This window comes from Sphingomonas sp. CCH9-E2, assembly GCF_001557215.1.
Lineage (GTDB): Bacteria > Pseudomonadota > Alphaproteobacteria > Sphingomonadales > Sphingomonadaceae > Sphingomonas.
In genome coordinates this window covers 1-17,118 of record NZ_LSJM01000242.1, presented here as the reverse complement: position 1 = coordinate 17,118, position 17,118 = coordinate 1, and the positions used below count along the sequence as shown (strand labels likewise).

The 17,118-nt window shown below is 66.5% G+C and carries 11 protein-coding genes; 4 read left to right on the top strand and 7 right to left on the bottom strand.

Going from position 1 to position 17,118, the window contains the following annotated elements; all coding sequences use genetic code 11:
• Positions 1-60 precede the first annotated feature (60 nt).
• The 7 genes from AX681_RS11470 to AX681_RS11440 form a co-directional block, all read right to left on the bottom strand.
• Complete coding sequence (locus tag AX681_RS11470; RefSeq protein ID WP_066661105.1) at positions 61-1,536, bottom strand: flavin-containing monooxygenase; 1,476 nt, start codon at positions 1,534-1,536, stop codon at positions 61-63.
• A gap of 62 nt (positions 1,537-1,598) precedes the next feature.
• A complete protein-coding gene (locus AX681_RS11465) occupies positions 1,599-5,795 on the bottom strand; it encodes a translocation/assembly module TamB domain-containing protein (RefSeq protein WP_066661103.1) in 4,197 nt (1,398 codons plus the stop codon).
• Positions 5,795-7,918: an autotransporter assembly complex protein TamA gene (locus tag AX681_RS11460; RefSeq protein ID WP_231733765.1), complete on the bottom strand. Its 2,124-nt coding sequence runs from the start codon at positions 7,916-7,918 to the stop codon at positions 5,795-5,797. Before AX681_RS11460 ends, AX681_RS11465 begins: the two co-directional genes overlap by 1 nt.
• Positions 7,919-8,021: 103 nt before the next feature.
• Positions 8,022-10,118: a malate synthase G gene (locus tag AX681_RS11455; protein ID WP_066661101.1), complete on the bottom strand. Its 2,097-nt coding sequence runs from the start codon at positions 10,116-10,118 to the stop codon at positions 8,022-8,024.
• Between the two features lie 85 nt (positions 10,119-10,203).
• The gene (locus AX681_RS11450; RefSeq protein WP_066661100.1) at positions 10,204-10,656 is read right to left on the bottom strand and encodes a MarR family winged helix-turn-helix transcriptional regulator; all 453 of its coding nucleotides are present in this window, start codon (positions 10,654-10,656) and stop codon (positions 10,204-10,206) included.
• 103 nt (positions 10,657-10,759) lie between these two features.
• Positions 10,760-12,067, bottom strand: coding sequence for an MFS transporter (locus tag AX681_RS11445; RefSeq protein ID WP_066661097.1), 1,308 nt, complete (start codon positions 12,065-12,067; stop codon positions 10,760-10,762).
• Between the two features lie 11 nt (positions 12,068-12,078).
• Positions 12,079-12,870: a 2-keto-4-pentenoate hydratase gene (locus AX681_RS11440; protein WP_066661094.1), complete on the bottom strand. Its 792-nt coding sequence runs from the start codon at positions 12,868-12,870 to the stop codon at positions 12,079-12,081.
• A gap of 176 nt (positions 12,871-13,046) precedes the next feature.
• Between AX681_RS11440 and AX681_RS11435 the strand changes: the two genes are divergently transcribed.
• The 4 genes from AX681_RS11435 to kduI form a co-directional block, all read left to right on the top strand.
• Positions 13,047-14,072, top strand: coding sequence for a LacI family DNA-binding transcriptional regulator (locus AX681_RS11435; protein WP_066661083.1), 1,026 nt, complete (start codon positions 13,047-13,049; stop codon positions 14,070-14,072).
• 80 nt (positions 14,073-14,152) lie between these two features.
• Positions 14,153-15,583, top strand: a complete 1,431-nt coding sequence (gene uxaC, locus AX681_RS11430) for a glucuronate isomerase (RefSeq protein ID WP_066661081.1) — start codon at positions 14,153-14,155, stop codon at positions 15,581-15,583.
• A gap of 158 nt (positions 15,584-15,741) precedes the next feature.
• Positions 15,742-16,395 carry an RpiB/LacA/LacB family sugar-phosphate isomerase gene (locus AX681_RS11425; protein ID WP_066661080.1) on the top strand — a complete coding sequence of 218 codons (654 nt, stop codon included), beginning with the start codon at positions 15,742-15,744 and terminating at the stop codon, positions 16,393-16,395.
• 34 nt (positions 16,396-16,429) lie between these two features.
• The coding region (kduI, locus tag AX681_RS11420; protein ID WP_066682271.1) for a 5-dehydro-4-deoxy-D-glucuronate isomerase at positions 16,430-17,118 on the top strand (689 nt) is incomplete at its 3' end.

The following is a 17,118-nucleotide window of genomic DNA, read 5'->3' as shown; positions in this document are numbered from 1 at the left end:
GTGGAAGAACAGTCCAGCCCGCGCTCAAGGCCGGGGCAACGAACGGAGCGGCCGCTTCTGCTACGCCAGTTCGCGCACCCGCGCCGGTTCGGGGTTGGAAAACTCCATCCCGTCATCGATCCCGCCAAACTTCAGGTCGATCAGGTCGAGCGTGTAATTCTGGTGGACCCGCCAAGGGCGCTTGTCGCCCTGTTTGGGGAAGCGGTCGATCGCGCGCTGGACATAGCCGGAGGTGAAGCTGAGGAAATCCTCCCGCGTTACGTCCGCCCCGACGCGCGGCGTCGCCTGCCGCATCCCGCGCTTCTTCATCGTGTTGAGCAGGCGGGCGACATAGGCGCAGGTCAGGTCGGACTTCAGCGTCCAGCTGGCATTGGTATAGCCGAACGACGAGGCGAGGTTCGGAATGTCCGAATACATCATCGCCTTGTAGCCCAGCGACTGCGCCGGCTCGACCCGCTGTCCATCGACGGTGAACGGCACCCCGCCCATCAATTGCAGGTCGAGCCCCGTCGCGGTGACGATGATGTCAGCGGGCAGCAGCTCGCCCGACTTCAGGCGTATGCCATCCGCCTCGAACCGCTCGATATGGTCGGTTACAACCGACGCCCGGCGCTCGCGAATCGCGGCGAACAGATCGGCATCGGGGACGAGGCAGATGCGCTGGTCCCATGGATTATAGCTGGGCGTGAAATGCGTCGCGACGTCATAGTCCGGCCCCAGCTCGTCGCGGACCATCTGCACGATCCGCTCCTTGGTCTGCTGCGGCTTCTTGCGCGCGATGCGGTAGAAGAATTGCTGCATCCCGACATTCTTTAACCGGGTCAGGCGATAGGCGAGCTTGGCGGGCAGTCTGCGCCGCAGCCAGTTGGCGATGCCATCCTCGCTGGGCCGCGACACGATATAGGTGGGCGAGCGCTGCAGCATCGTCACATGCGCCGCCGTCTTCGCCATTTCCGGCACCAGCGTAACTGCAGTCGCGCCCGATCCGATCACGACGACGCGCTTGCCGGCATAATCCAGCGCCTCCGGCCAATGCTGCGGATGGACGATCGTGCCCGAGAAATCTTCGCGCCCCTCGAAATGGGGCAAGTACCCAGCCTCGTAATTATAATAGCCCGAGCACATGAAGAGGAAGTTGCAGGTGAACTCCACGCGCTCCCGCTCCGCCCCGCGCTCGACCGTCACCGTCCAGCGCGCGTCGGGCGTCGACCAGCTTGCCGCAACGACGCGGTGCTGGTGACGGATATGCCGGTCGATGCCATGTTCGCGCGCGGTTTCATCGAGATAGCGCAGGATCGAAGGTCCATCGGCGATCGCCTTCGCCTCCGTCCACGGCTTGAAGCTGTAGCCGAGCGTGTACATGTCGCTGTCGGAGCGGATACCGGGATAGCGGAACAGGTCCCAGGTTCCGCCCAGCCGTTCCCGCCCCTCCAGGATCACATAGGAGTGATCCGGGCAGTCGCGCTGGAGGAAGTATCCCGCGCCGATACCGGAAATCCCGGCACCCACCACCACCACGTCGAAATGCTCGGCCATCGCGCTCTCCCGAACCGGATACTTACATGCGTGTAAGTTGAGCGCAATGGGGCGTTGGTCGCTCAGTAATCCTTCGAGTATTTCAACCCTGCCCGCGACCCGCCGAACGATCCCGTCTGTGACAACAGGCTGAGCGCGCGGGTCAGTGCGATCTCCAGCTGCACCGCGGTGAAGCCGCGGGCATCGGTGATGATCTCCACATAGATGTCGTCGGTCAGGTACTGGCCGGCCGCCAGCGCCATGCCGCGCCCGGTGGTGTCGTCTTCACCGAGGATGCGGAGCCGGTCGATTCCCGCCGCCGAGCGCAGCTGGCCAAGCGGGTTGAGGCCGCCGCCGGTCGCGCGGAGCGAGTTCAGCGCGGCGGCGAGCTGGATCGCCTCGGTCGCGGACAGATTGGTGACCGAGCTGCCGAACAGCAGCCGCGAAAGCACCTCGTCCTGGGGCAGGCTGGGGGTCGAGTTGAAGGCGATGCGCGGCACCTGGCCGCTGCCGGTGATGTTGATGTTGGCGGTGACGCCCTCTGCCGTCGTGCTCGCGGCGATGTTGATCTGCGGATCGGCGAGCGGCCCGCCCTCGAAACTCACGATCCCGCGCGTCAGTTCGAACCGGCGGCTGGCGAAGCTGTAGGTACCGCGCACCACGCGCGCCTCGCCGGTGACGATCGGCGATGCGGAGGTGCCGGTCACCTGCATCCGTGCGCTCCATTCGGACTCCAGCCCCATGCCCGACACGAACAGGCGGTTGTCGGCGACGATGCTGACATTGAGCTTGAAGATGCCGACCGGCTTGGCGCGCACCGGGCGCCTGCCATCCCCGGTCAGCTCGCTCTTGCGATAGACGCCAGTCAGTTCGGGTACCTCGGCGGCACCCTGGCGGATGATCTGATAGCGCGCCTCGGGGATGATGATCCGCCCCTCGATCAACCCGCCATCGAGGCCGTTGGTGATGCGTAGCTGGCCGGTCGCAGTCGCTCCGAGCGACGCGCTGCGCGCAAGGCGAGCGTTGCGGAAGCGCGCGGTGATGTCGATCGGAAAGCCCTGTTCGGCGGACAGGCCGATCGTGCCCGATGCGGTCAGGCGGCCATTGCCCGCCACCGCCTCGATCTGTTCGATATCGAGCGAGTCACTGTCGAACCGCCCCTGCACCGACATCTGCGACAGGCGCGTGCCCCAGGTTTCGTTCTCATAGGTCAGCTTTTCGCCGCGCAGCTGCCCGGCGAGCTGCGGCGCACGCACCTGGCCCGAGAAGTCGGCGGCGAGCGCGACCGGGCCCGACAGGCTCTGATTGGGGAAGCCCGCCATCGAGAACAGCACCGAAGACGGGCCGTTATAGCGAATACCGCCCGACAGCGGCGCGGCGAGCAGGCGCGTGGTCCAGCTCCCCGCGCCGGGTCCCAGCGGCTGCAGGCTGGCGACCATCCGCCCGATCGTGGTCGATCCACGCTTGATCAACGCGCGCGCGTCGCCGCCATCGGGCAGCAGGCGCCCGACGAAGCTGATATCCACCGGCGACGAAACCCCGCCCAGGCTGGAGCGGGTAAAGTTGCTGACATTGAGCCGCGCAATCGCCTGCGGGAAGGTTGCGTCGCTGGCCTGGCTGAAATCAAGTGCGCCGGTCACCGTGCCGCCCAGCCCCGCCGTGCGCGACAGCGCGTTGGCGACCGACAGGTCGAGCTTGTCGAGCCGTGCCTGAATGCGCAGCCCCTCGCCCCAATTGCCCGACAGGCGCATGCTGCCCTGATCGAAGTCGATCCGCGCGGGCGCGAGCGTATAGGTCGATCCGGCAACGGCGATCTGCGCCGGCTGCGCGGTCTTGAACCCGATATTGTTCGCGCGTCCGGCCAACGCCACGCGCCACAGATTGGGCTCGAACCGCGCATTGGCGGCGATGCGGAACGGGACGGCGGTCGATCCTTCGACCAGCGCCTGCGCGCTGCCCTTGCCGCCGCGATAATCGATCTTGGCCCGCGCGCGGGTGACCGTGACCTGCGCGTTTCGAAGATTCGCGACCTGCGCCTCGCCAGTGATGGCGGGGGCGTCGTCATAGAGGATCGCGGTGCCGTTGATGATCGCGCGACCGATCGTCAGCTCCATGTCGCCCGGGATCTTGGCGTTGTTCGCGGTCGCGCGCACCACTGCCCGCTGGTACTGCCCCGCCGCCGACAGCGCGACCGATCCGTCGAGGCCCGATCCGGCAAAGCTCAGATTGCCGTCGAACGGCCCGGCTGCAGTCTGGACCAGCTGGCCCTTGAAATCCGCACCGGCAAAACGCCCGCTGCGCACGTCGATCGCGAGCCGCTGGCCGGTCCGCACCAGCACGTCGGCGGTAAAGGGACCATAGCTCGTGTCCCCCTTGGCATCGACGGCATAGGCGCCATTGTCGCCGACGATCCGCGCCTCGAGATTGGCAAGGCCGACGCCGACACCCGGACGCGGCGCGCGCAGGTTCACGACCGGGCGGGTGAGGCTGCCCGTCACGCGGGCGGACAGCGGACCATAGGCGTTCGACCACGCATCGGCCGTCAGGCTGAGCGGCCCGGCGGGATCATAGCGACCCGATCCCCGGATCACCCGGAACAGCGGCGCTGCAACCTTGAGGTCGCTGAAGCGGATGATGCCGTCCGGCCCGAAATCGAGCGACACGCGCGCAACTGCATTTCCGCCGAGGAAGCTGCGCACGCCATCGTTGAAAAGGCGCGTGCTGCGCCCGACGATCCGCCCCTTGATGCCCCAGCCGCCGCCTGCCGCAGCATAGAGGTCGGCGTCGGTCTCAAGATTGACGATACCGATGCCGTCGATCTGATAGTCATTCACCCGCCCCTTGAGCGCGCCGGTGTAGCGCCCGGTGCCCATGTCGGCAGCGAGGATCGCGGTCGCATCGATCCGGTCGGAGCGGATGCGGAGATTCTCCGACAGGATCTGGTCGCCGGTGATCGCCAGATCGCCCGCCAGCGTGACATTGGTTAGCAGACCGCCAGCCGCGGCATTGAGGCCGGAAATGCGCGCCGCCTGTGCCTTGACCGGGATCAGGATGCGGTCGGCATTCACCGTCGCCAGCCCCTCGGCATAGAGCCGCTCGACCACCGTCTCGCCAAAGCCGAGCGCGGCGGCCTTCAGCTTGTAGTCGACCGTCGGTGTCGCGAACGGGCCGTTGAGCGCAACCTCACCCGCGACCGAGCGACCATTGAGGTTGGGCGCGATCGCACCGGGGGTGAGCAGCATCGCCTCGACCCGGAACTGGTCGAAGCGGCTTTGCCCGAGATCGATAGTGCCCATCGTCATCAGCGCCATCGCCCGCGAGCGCAGCCGCAGCCGCGTATCGGCGCGACGCTGGTCCAGCGTGGCATCGAGCGCGACCTGCATTCCGCCCGCGCTCAGCCGCTCGACCGGTCCTTTCAGATACAGGCCGGGCTGGGTCATGCCGCGAACCTGAACATTGCCGTTGCGCGCGGCGATACGCAGATCGGCAAGCTCGCCTGTGCCAAGCCGACCGATCGCCCGCCCCTGCCAGTTGGACCAACTGCCCGCGCCGCGCACCTGCACGGCGAGCGGTGCTTCGAGTCCCGCCAGCCCCGCGACCAGCCCGCCAACCGGCGCATTGAGGTCGGCGCGCAGGTCGAGCTTGTCGTCGTCCGGCACCGCATCGAGCACGAGCGCCAGCGCATCGCCACCGGTCCGCCCGAGCGTGCGCCCATTGACGATCACCCGCGCGCGGCGGTCGGCGATCTTCGCCTCGCCCGCCAGCGTCGCGATGTGGCGCTGTCCGGCGACCGGCGCTTCCAGCACCAATCGGTCGATGTTCAACCGCGCAATGTCGATATCGAGATCGGGCAGCATCGGCGCGTTCGGATCGGCACCGGGCTTGAGTTCGGGCAACCGCGCCACGCGCACCAGCGGGCTGGTCGCCGAACGGATGTCGACATGGTTGTTGAGGAAGGCGAAGGGCCGCCAGTCGAGCGCGATGCGCGGCGAGGTCGCGAACACGCCCTTGGGATCGCTGACGCGCACGTCGCGCAGCACCATCGCGCCGTAGATCGATCCTTCGATCCGCCCGACCTTGATGTTCAGGCCCGACGCAGCCGTGTATCCCGCCAGCCGGTCCGCGACGAAGCGATGCCCGACGCCTGTGTCGAGGATTGCGACAGCGGCTAGCAGCAGCGCGATCAGGCTGGCGAGGCCGATCGCTGTCCATTTCGCGACGCGCTGCCACAGTGGCCGCTGGACCACGACAACCTCGGCCTCAGGTGCCACGTCGGCCATCAGAACGCCTGCCCGATCGAGATATACAGCGCGACCTTGCTCTCGCCCGGCTTGCGCGCGATCGGGGTGGCGATGTCGAGCCGCATCGGGCCGAAATTGGTGTAGAAGCGCCCGCCGATACCCGCGCCGAAGCGGATGCGACTGAGCTGCGGCAGCGATTCCTCATAGACTTGCCCAGCGTCGAGGAAGGGCACGATCCCGAAATTGCCGAAGCGATAGCGCGCCTCGACCGCGAACTCGTTGAAACTCCGCCCGCCAACCGGCTTGCCATCGGGCGTGCGGGGCCCAAGCTCCTGATAACCGAACCCGCGCACCGATCCGCCGCCGCCGGCATAGTAACGCCGCGACGGGGCGAGGTCGTTGCGGTCGATCCCCTGGATCGTGCCGAACCGCGCGCGTCCGGCGAGCACGATGCTGTCGGTCACCGGCTGATAGATCGTCCCCTCCACTTGCGCGCGGGCATAGGGGCGCGCGGTGCCACGCACCGATGTTTCGGGGCTGAGGTTCAGCTTGAGCCGCCAGCCGCGCGTCGGGTTGAGCAGATTGTCCGACTGGTCCCACCCCGCGAACAGCGGCACCGCGGCGATGAAATAGACGCCACGCTCGCGCAGGTTGCGGGTGAAGTCGAACCGGTCCTCGCTCGTCCCGACCAGTTCGACGCCATAGGCATAGGTCAGCTTCTTCTGCCAGATCGGGGTCGAGTCATAGGAGACGCGCGCCGACAATGTGCCGGTCAGACCGGTAAACGCCTCGACATTCGAACGCAGCGCCGAGGCGACGATCTGGAAGGTGCGGTCACGCTGCCCGGCATTGGAGCGGCGGAAGGTCGCCGACGCGCCCTGTTCCTGCGTGCCGAGAATTCCCGTCGCGATCACCGCGCCTTCGGGCGGGAACAGGTTGCGGTGGGTCCAGCTGACCTCGGCGCGGAAGCCCTGACCGGTGCTGTATCCGACCTCGCCTGCCAGCGTGCGCGGCGGACCCTTGGCCTGGCGCACCAGCAGGTCGACCGCCTCGGTCCCGTCGGGGTTGGTCTGGCCGGTCTTCACCGGCTCGACCGACACGGTCGAGAACAGGCTGGTCGCGATCAGCGCGTCGCGCAAATCGTCGACCTTGCGACTGTCATACAGATCGGCGCGGTTGAAGCGGGTGAGCACGCCGATATGGTCGGGCGGCAATACGCTGTCGCCCTCGGTCCGGATGCCGCCGAAGCGGGCGCGCGGACCGATCGCCACCGGCAGCGTATAGTCGCCGGTGCGCGTCGTCTCATCGAGCAGGATGTCGCGCTGGCCGACCTCGGCAAAGGGATAGCCATTTTGCGGCAACGCGACGCTGACCGCCGCTTCCGCTGCCTGCACGCGCACCGCGTCGATCGGCTCGCCGCTGCGCAGTTTCAGATTGTCGGCGATCAGCGCAGGCGGCACGGTCGGGTCGGCCTCGACGCGGATTTCGCCGAATGTGTAGAGCGGCCCCGGCACGGCCGCGACCGTCGCGGTGACCGGGCGGTCGCCCTGCGGCGTCTGCTCGATCGATGAGATGGCGGTCGCGTCATAATAGCCGAGCGACTTCATCAGCCGCACCGCCAGCCCTTCATCCTCGCGCGCCCGCGCGCCGATGATCGCGGCGTTGGCAGCAACGCCGTCGCCATCCTCCAGTGCCGACAGGTCCCGGAACTGATCCTCCAGCCCGATCTCCTCCAGCCCGGTGACGCGGGTGGCATAGCGGATTTCGACCGCCGCTTCATCGTTGACGGCGACCGGTTCGGCAATCGGGGTGATGTCGAACGCGGAAAGCGGCGGCAGCGGCGCAGCGATCTCCGCCTCGGCTCCAGCTTCGTCGAGCGGCGGCGCGTCCTCGATCGGCTCGACCGGGGCGATCGGCGGGGCCGGCGGGGTCATTTCCTCGAGCGGCGCATCCATATCGTCGGACAGTTGCGGCAGCGCTGCGGAGAATTCATCGTCCGACACGATCGGCTTGGCATCCGGCGCAGGGGCGGTCTGTTCGGGCGGTTTGGGATCGCGCGCGGGCGCACCCTGGCCGGGCTTGCCCGCGGCGCTATCGATCTGCGCAAGCGCCACGCCCGGGACGAACGCAGCGCTTGCCAGCAACACAAAGACCAGACGCACGCCCGAAATAGTCCCGCCTCCCGCTGGGATCGCGCCACATTCAGACAGCACGTAACCCGATCGCTAGCGCAACGTGCCAGCCGGCGGAAGGTTCAATGTCACATCAGTCCAGCGCCTTAACCCGCGCACGATAGGCGTGCAGCAGCGGCTCGGTATAGCCGCTGGGCTGCGCGACACCGTCGAACACCAGCGCGCGCGCCGCCTGCAGCGCCAGGCTGTCGGGGTTGCCAGCCATCGGGCGATACAGCGGGTCGTCGGCGTTCTGCGCATCGACCTTCGCCGCCATCCGCGCGAACGCCGCATCGACATCCGCCGCCGTCGCGACGCCGTGCAGCAGCCAGTTGGCGATATGCTGCGACGAAATACGCAGCGTCGCGCGGTCCTCCATCAGGCCGATATCGTGAATATCGGGCACCTTGGAACAGCCGACGCCCTGATCGATCCAGCGCACGACATAGCCGAGAATGCCCTGCGCATTATTGTCGAGCTCGCGCGCGACCTCTTCCGGCGTCCAGTTGCGCCCCGCGGCCACGGGGATGGTCAACAGGTCGCACAAGGCAGGCACCGCCTCCGCCGCAATCTCCCGCTGTCGGGCGAAGACATCCACCTTGTGGTAGTGCATCGCATGCAGCGTCGCGGCAGTCGGCGATGGCACCCAGGCGGTATTCGCGCCGCTCAGCGGATGGGCGATCTTCTGCTCCATCATGTCGGCCATGCGGTCGGGCGCGGCCCACATGCCCTTGCCGATCTGCGCCCGGCCCGAGAGGCCGTGCTTCAGGCCGATGCGGACATTGCGGTCCTCATAGGCCTTGATCCACGCGCTGCCCTTCATCTCCGCCTTGGGGATCATCGGCCCGGCGCGCATCGATGTGTGAATCTCGTCACCCGTGCGGTCGAGGAATCCGGTGTTGATGAAGGCGATCCGCCCCCGCACCGCATGGATGCAGGCGGCGAGGTTGGCGCTGGTCCGCCGCTCCTCGTCCATCACCCCGACCTTGATCGTGTGGCGGGCGAGGCCCAGCAGATCCTCCACCGCGTCGAACAGGTCGTTGGTGAAGGCGCATTCGTCCGCTCCGTGCATCTTGGGCTTGACGATATAGATGCTGCCGGTCCGACTGTTGCGGAAGCGGCCAAGGCCTTTGAGGTCGTGCAGTGCGATCGTGCTGGTGACGATCGCGTCGAGAATCCCTTCGGGCGCCTCTTCCCCGTCGATCAGGACCGCCGGGTTGGTCATCAGATGCCCGACGTTCCGCACGAACAACAGGCTGCGGCCCGGCAGCGTCAGGTCGCTCTGGTGCGGGCGCTGATAGACGCGGTCGGCGGCGAGGTCGCGGGTCAGCGTCCGCCCGCCCTTCTCGAACGTCTCGGTCAGGTCGCCGCGCATCAGGCCGAGCCAGTTGGCATAGGCAGCGACCTTGTCATCGGCATCCACCGCCGCGATCGAATCCTCCAGATCGACGATCGCGGTGAGCGCCGCCTCGAGCAGCACATCGGCGATGCCCGCCGGATCGCTCGCGCCGATCGGATGCGCGCGATCGACCACCACCTCGATATGCAGGCCGTTATGGGCGAACAGCATCGACTCGCCACGCGTACCGACGAATTGGCCGGGATCGGCGAGAGGCAGATCACCACCGGCGAACTCTGTCCAGCTCAGCCCGCTCAGCGGCACCGCTTGGTCCAGAAATGCCTTCGCCGCCGCGATCACCTGCGCGCCACGTGCGGCATCATAGCCGCCCGGCTGTGCAGCGCCGGGCAGCGCATCGGTGCCGTACAGCGCGTCGTACAGGCTGCCCCAGCGCGCATTGGCGGCGTTGAGCACGAAGCGGGCATTGAGTGCGGGGACCACGAGTTGCGGCCCGGCCATCGCCGCAATCTCGGCATCGACATCGCGCGTGCCGATGGTGAAGTCGCCCGGCTCCGGCACCAGGTAACCGATGCCGCGCAGGAACGTCTCCTGCGCCGCAGGATCGGTCGCGCGCACCGGATCCGCCGCGCACCACGCATCGATCTGTGCCTGCAGGTCATCGCGCACCGCCAGCAGGTCGCGATTGCGCGGGGCAAAGCAGGCGAAGATATCGGCCGCGCCCGCCCACCACTGGTCCGCAGCGACGCCCAGCGGCGGCAGCACCCGCTCCTCGACAAACGCGACGAGCGGCGCAGCGACCGAAAGCCCGGCGCGGGTGTGATAAGCGGTCATGGAATCCTCCTGGCTAGCAACATCGACTGCCCTGGGGAGGGATGGCTCGATTAGGCGAGGATGCCCCCGCCGATCAAGCCCAGGATTAAAATCCCGGCGAGATCGCGGCCGCCGCGGATTCGACCCGTTCGAGCATCTTGCGCAACTGCGCCTGTTCGTCGTCGCTCAGGCTGGCGAAGATGCGGCGTTCGAACTCCAGCGCCTGGGGCGCAATCTGGCGATACAGCGCCCAGCCTTCGGGGCTGAGGTCGAGAAGGTGCGAGCGCTGATCATCGGGATTGGGCGTGCGCGTCACCAGCCCGCGCTCGTGCAGTGAGATCGCCGCGCGGCTGACGGTCACCTTGTCCATCTGCGTCCGCCCGCACAGCGCCTGTTGGCTCATCGATCCGAACTCGGCGAGCACCGTGACCAGCCGCCATTCGGGGATGCGCAGACCGAAGCGGGCCTGATAGGCACCGGCGATCGTTCCCGAGACCCGGTTGGAAGCGACCGAGAGGCGATAGGGCAGAAACGCGTCGAGTTTGAGTGTTGCGGTCATAGAGCAGTGATGCCGCGATCGTGCCCGCGATGCAATGTTATCAATGCTTCATTGCGCAAAAGCGCCGGGTGGCGACACGAAATGTCACCACCCGGCCAGACGATCAGACCGAAACGCGCGTCAGCCGCGGCGACAGCAGGTGGATCGCACCGACTGCCAGGAAGTAGACGACCGTGCACGCCGCGAAGATCAGCGTGTAGTTGCCGTCCGTCGCATCGAGCACCAGCCCCGTCGACTTGGCCATGATCATGCCACCGACGCCACCGCAGAAGCCGCCCAGGCCGATCACCGATCCCACCGCGCGTTTCGGGAACATGTCCGGCGGCAGCGACAGCAAGTTCGTCGAGAAGGCCTGATGCCCCGCCAGCGCAAGGCCGATCAGCGCGACCGCGAGCCACATATTCTCAAGCTGTGTCACGAACAGCAGCGGCACGACACAGCAGCCGGCGATGATCATCGTCACCTTGCGCGCGGCGTTTGGCGTCCACCCCTTGTGGATCAGGTTCGACGACAGCCATCCGCCCGCGATGCTGCCCACGTCCGACAGCAGGTACATCACGATCATCGGCAGCAGCACGACCTTGAGGTCGACATCATAGGTGCTGGCGAAATATTTCGGCAGCCAGAACAGCATCAGGAACCACACCGGATCGGTCAGGAACTTGGCGACCGCGAATGCCCATGCCTCACGCAGGCGCACGACGCGGCCCCAGCCGATCTTCTCGATCTGCTCGGGCGGATCATGCTCGATCCATGCCAGTTCGCCCTCGCTCACCCGGCCACTTTCGCGCGGGTTGCTGTAGAATTTGAGCCACAGCACCAGCAGGATGACGCCGAACAGGCCCGAATAGATGAAGGTCTCGCGCCAATCGAGGCCGAGCCAGGTCATGAACACCCAGAGCGTCGGCGCAGTGAGGATCACGCCGATCGTCGTGGCGGAGTTGACCCAGCCGATCGCATAGGCGCGTTCCTTTTGCGGGAACCACTCGCTGCTGGCGCGGACGACCGAGGGGAAATGCCCCGCTTCGCCGACGCCGAGCACCACGCGTGCCGCCATGAACGAGGCGACGGTGCTGGCAAAGCCATGCGCGACATGGCCCACGGTCCACACGCCGATGGCGATGGCATAGCCGATCTTCGGTCCGAACCGGTCGACCAGCCAGCCCATGAACAGAAAGCCGAGTGCATAGGCCGCCTGGAATGCGGTGACGATGTTGCCATAGTCATTTTCGTTCCAGCCCAGCTCCTTGCCCAGATCGGGGGCAAGCAGGCCCAGCATCGTGCGGTCGATATAATTGACCGTCGTCGCGAAAAACAGGATCGCGATGATCATCCATCGGTAGCGTCCGGTGCGTACCACCGGCGCCGCGCGGGGCGGTTCACCCCCGCTGTCGGCCTGCGTCGCGTTCATCCATTCTCTCCCTATGCTGCGGGTCTGGCCGCCTCGATCGTGCAGCTCACCCGCATATCGCGGAACGTGGCAGTAACTTGGGCGCCCGGCGATACCTCATGCACGCCGGTCACCGCGCCCGAGGAAATCCACTGGCCGGGCCGCAGCGCAACGCCGCGCGCGGCCATCGTTTCGAACAGGAAGCGCGCCGCGCCGACCGGGCCGTCGAGCATGGTGCGCGCGGTCGCCGCCCCGATCTCGACCCCGTCGATGCTGAGCGTCACCGGCCAGTCGAGGAAACCCGACTCGCGCCAGTCGGGGATCGCGTCGCCAACGACCAGCCCGTGGTTGTTGCCAAAGTCCGAAATCGTCACCAGCGGACCGAGCGCGTTGATGCCGGGAAAGGGCGAGCTGGCGATTTCCAGCCCGACATGCACCGCGTCGATCAGGTCCGCGGCCTCGTCCAGCGTATAGCTGGTCTTGGCCGGATCGGGCGCGGCACCGATGCGCAGCAGAAACTCCGCCTCTGCCGCGCCGAACCCGTCGCCAAAGATCGGCATTGCCGGGGCGGTGTCATTGCTGCGCACAAATGGCGCAAAGATCGGGCCGGCGAGCCGGTTGGTGCCGAGCTGTCCGTCGAGCGGCGGGTTGATGCGGCCGACCTTCCACCCCGCGACATCGTCGCCAGCCAGCGCCAGCGCACGATCCTGAATCGCATAGGCGTCGGCCAGCGTCGTCGGCGCAGTGCCGGGATATTCGGGCAGGCCGCGGGCATCGCGGCGCGCGGTGACAAAAGCCTCCGCAATGATATCCAGGTCGTTCATCCACCCCTCACATCTATTCTTGGCCGCATCGCTAGTGGAAACCGGTGTCACTGGCAAGACATCGGTTGCACGGATTACAATTTTGCCGGACGGCCCGCCCGCACCCGTTGCACGCGTGACGGTGCAGCGAACCCGCGCCGATTGGCTAGCCTCCGGTTGCGCGCTATGCACGGGCCATGAAGAAGACTGCTCAGGCGACGATCAACGATGTCGCACGGCTCGCCGGGGTTTCCAAGAAGACCGTCAGCCGCGTGATCAACCGCTCTCCCCTGCTCAATGAGGAGACGCGCGAGCGGGTGGAAAAGGTAATCGCCGAGATCGGCTATGTCCCCAACCCGCAAGCGCGCGCACTGGCGCTGCGCCGCAATTTCCTGATCGGCCTGATTCACGACAACCCCAATCCGCACATGGTGCTCAACGTGCAGCATGGACTGCTCGAGGTGCTGCGCGATACCGAGTTCGAACTGATCGTCCACCCGGTCGATCGCGGATCGCCGACGATGCTCGCCGATATCCGCCGCTTCCTCGAACGTCAGCGGCCTTATGGCGTGATGCTGTTGCCGCCGATCAGCGAGAATGATTCGCTCGCCGAATTGTGCAGGGAGATCGGCACCCGCTACGTCCGCATGGGTTCTGCTGAATTCGACGATCCGCAGCATATGGTCGCATCGAACGATCGCGAAGTGGTGCGCGGCGCAGTCGGTCATCTGTTCGAACTGGGTCATCGCCGGATCGGACTGGTTCAGGGTCCGCACGGCTTCCGCTCGGCGTTCGAGCGTAGCCAGGGTTATGAGGCCGCGTTCGACGATGCCGATCTGCCGATCCAGCGGACGTTGATCGCGCAGGGCGATTATACGTTCGAATCGGGGATGCGCGCGGCCGAGCGGTTGCTCGACCTGTCGCCGCGCCCGACCGCGGTCTTCTGCTCGAACGACGCGATGGCCGCCGGCGTGCTTCACACCGCACGCCAGCGCGGGCTGGACGTGCCGCGCGACCTGTCGATCGTCGGCTTCGACGACACCACTATCGCCTCCTATCTGTGGCCGCCGCTCACCACCGTGCGCTGGCCGATCGCGACCATGGCGCGCGCCGCCGGCCTCAAGCTGATTGGCAGCGCCGAGGATGAGGATGAGGAGGCCGCCGAATCGCTGTTCGTCTCGACCCTGATCCGCCGCGCATCGGTCGCCCCGCCGGCCGAGTGAATTTCGGGTCCGGCGACACGAGGTTGAACCGAACCCTGACACCGGTTACCGGTTGAAGCAACGAAGTGAGAGGACGCGCCGTGCATTCGCTGGTTCTGGACCCCGACCGCCTGTTTCCCGCCGATCCCGCCACACGCAGCATCGCCCGAGCGTTGTACGCGCAAATCGCCGATCTGCCGATCGTCAGCCCGCACGGCCATACCGACCCGGCCTGGTTCGCGACCGATGCTGCGTGGGAGAATGCGACCGAGCTGTTCCTCGCGCCCGATCACTATGTCTTCCGCATGCTCTATTCGCAGGGGATCGCGCTCGACGCGCTGCGCGTGCCGCGCCGCGATGGCGTGGTGCCCGCGACAGATCCGCGCAGCGCCTGGCGGCTGTTCGCCCGCAACTATCATCTGTTCCGCGGCACGCCGTCACGCATGTGGCTCGACCATGTCTTTGCCGAGGTGTTCGGGATCGACCGACTGCTGAGCGCCGAGACCGCCGATCATTATTACGACACCATCACCGATGCGCTGGCGACCCCGGCCTATCGCCCGCGCGCGCTGTTCGACCGGTTCCGGATCGACTTCCTTGCCACGACCGAGGGAGCGGATGATCCCCTCCACCACCATGCCGCGATCCGGCAGTCGGGCTGGCAGGGCCGCGTCGTCACCACCTATCGCCCGGATTCGGTGATCGATGTCGAGCATGAAGCCTTTGCCGGCGCGATGACGGCATTCGCCGATCTGACCGGCGAGGATGTCCATAGCTGGTCGGGCTATCTCGCCGCGCATCGCAAGCGCCGCGCCGATTTCCGCGCGGCGGGCGCCACCGCGACCGACCATGGCTTTGCGACGGCACAGACCGCGAATCTCTCGACGGTCGAATGCGAAGCGCTGTTCGCGCGCATCGTCGGTGGCAGCTGGGACGCGGCCGATGCCGAGCTGTTCCGCGCGCAGATGCTCACCGAAATGGCGAAGATGAGCGTCGCGGACGGGATGACGATGCAGATCCATCCCGGATCGTGCCGCAACCACAATGCGGCGCTGTTCCACAGCCATGGCCGCGACAAGGGCGCCGACATCCCGATGCGCACAGATTACGTCGCGGCGCTCAAGCCGATGCTCGATGTGGTCGGCAATGAGCGCGACCTGACGATCATCCTCTTCACGCTGGATGAATCAACCTATGCGCGCGAGCTCGCTCCGCTGGCCGGTCACTATCCATGCCTGCGCCTCGGCCCGGCCTGGTGGTTCCACGACAGCCCCGAGGGGATGCGCCGGTTCCGCGAGATGACGACCGAGACAGCAGGCTTCTACAACACGGTCGGGTTCAACGACGACACGCGCGCGTTCCTGTCGATCCCGGCGCGGCACGATGTCGCGCGGCGCGTCGATTGCGCCTTCCTCGCGCGCCTCGTGGCCGAGGGGCGGATGCAGGACTGGGAGGCCGCCGAACTCGCGTTCGACCTGACCTCGACACTGGTGCGCAAGGCGTACCGGCTGGACGCGGGCAGCTCCGCTTGAGCTGCGCTCAGCGACGAAAGTTGCAACACAACTCGCATCACGTTCTTGCATCGCAATCTGACACCGGTTACCTAGCGGCCATATCCGTTATCGTCTAAGGCGCGCGTGACCCGGCTTTTCGCCACCCCGCCGCCGCCATTTTGGAGAGGATTCGTCGCATGAAGATCGCACTGATTACCGAGAACAGCCAGGCGGCAAAGAACGGCATCATCCACGACGCGCTGACCGCCGTGGCCGAGCCGCTGGGCCATCAGGTGTTCAACTATGGCATGTATTCGGCCGAGGACAGCGCGTCGCTGACCTATGTGATGAACGGCCTGCTGGCCGGCATCCTGCTGAATTCGAAGGCGGCGGATTTCGTCGTCACGGGATGCGGCACCGGCATGGGTTCGATGCTCGCCTGCAACGCGATGCCGGGCGTGTTCTGCGGCCTGGTGATCGATCCGACCGACGCCTTCCTGTTCGGCCAGATCAATGACGGCAACGCGATCTCGATGCCCTATGCCAAGGGCTTTGGCTGGGCCGCCGAGCTCAACCTGCAGGACGTCTACCGCAAGCTGTTCGACGGCGAGCGCGGCCTGGGCTATCCCAAGGAGCGCGCCGAGATCATGCGCACCAACCGCGGTATCCTCAAGGACCTCAAGGCCGCCAGCTGCAACGACATGCTGACGACGCTGAAGAATGTCGATCAGGACCTGCTACGAAAGGCGATCGCGGGTGAGAAGTTCGCCGAGCTGTTCTACCCGAACTGCCAGGACGCGGCGATCGCCGACTATCTCAAGAGCGTGAGCGCGCAGCCCGCACTCGCCTGATCCCGTCCGCGTCCGCATTCTGAACGGAGAGGCCATGTTCGACCGCACCTATTATGCCACCCATCCCGACATGATGGAGTGCGTGTCGAACGATGAGCTGCGCGACCGCTACCTCATCACCGACCTGTTCCGCGCGGGCGAGTGCGTCCTCAACTACACCCACGCCGATCGCATGGTGATCGGCGGGGTGCTGGTGGCGGCGGACCCGGTCCGCCTGCCCGACCAGACCGAACCGGCATCCGCGGCGGGTCACCCGTTCCTCGAGCGGCGTGAGCTTGGCATCGTCAATGTCGGGTCGGTCGAGGGTGTCGTCACCGTCGATGGACAGGCGTTCACTTTGGGCAACAAGGATTGCCTGTATGTGACGATGGGCGCAGCGGACGTTCAGTTTTCGGGTCCGGGGGCGCGCTTCTACCTCGTCTCCTGCCCCGCACACCGCGCCTTCACGACGCGCCAGCTCGGGATTGCCGACGCCAACCGGCTCGATCGCGGCAGCCTGGCCGAATCGAACGAGCGGTCGATCTATCAGCTGGTGATCCCCGGCGTGTGCGACAGCGCGCAGCTGGTGATGGGGCTGACCGTGCTCAAGGAAGGCAGTGTGTGGAACACCATGCCGCCGCACATCCATGAGCGCCGCAGCGAAATCTATTTCTACTTCGAGCTCGACAATCTCGACACCGACCGCGTGATGCACTTCATGGGTGAGGGCGAGGCGACCCGCCA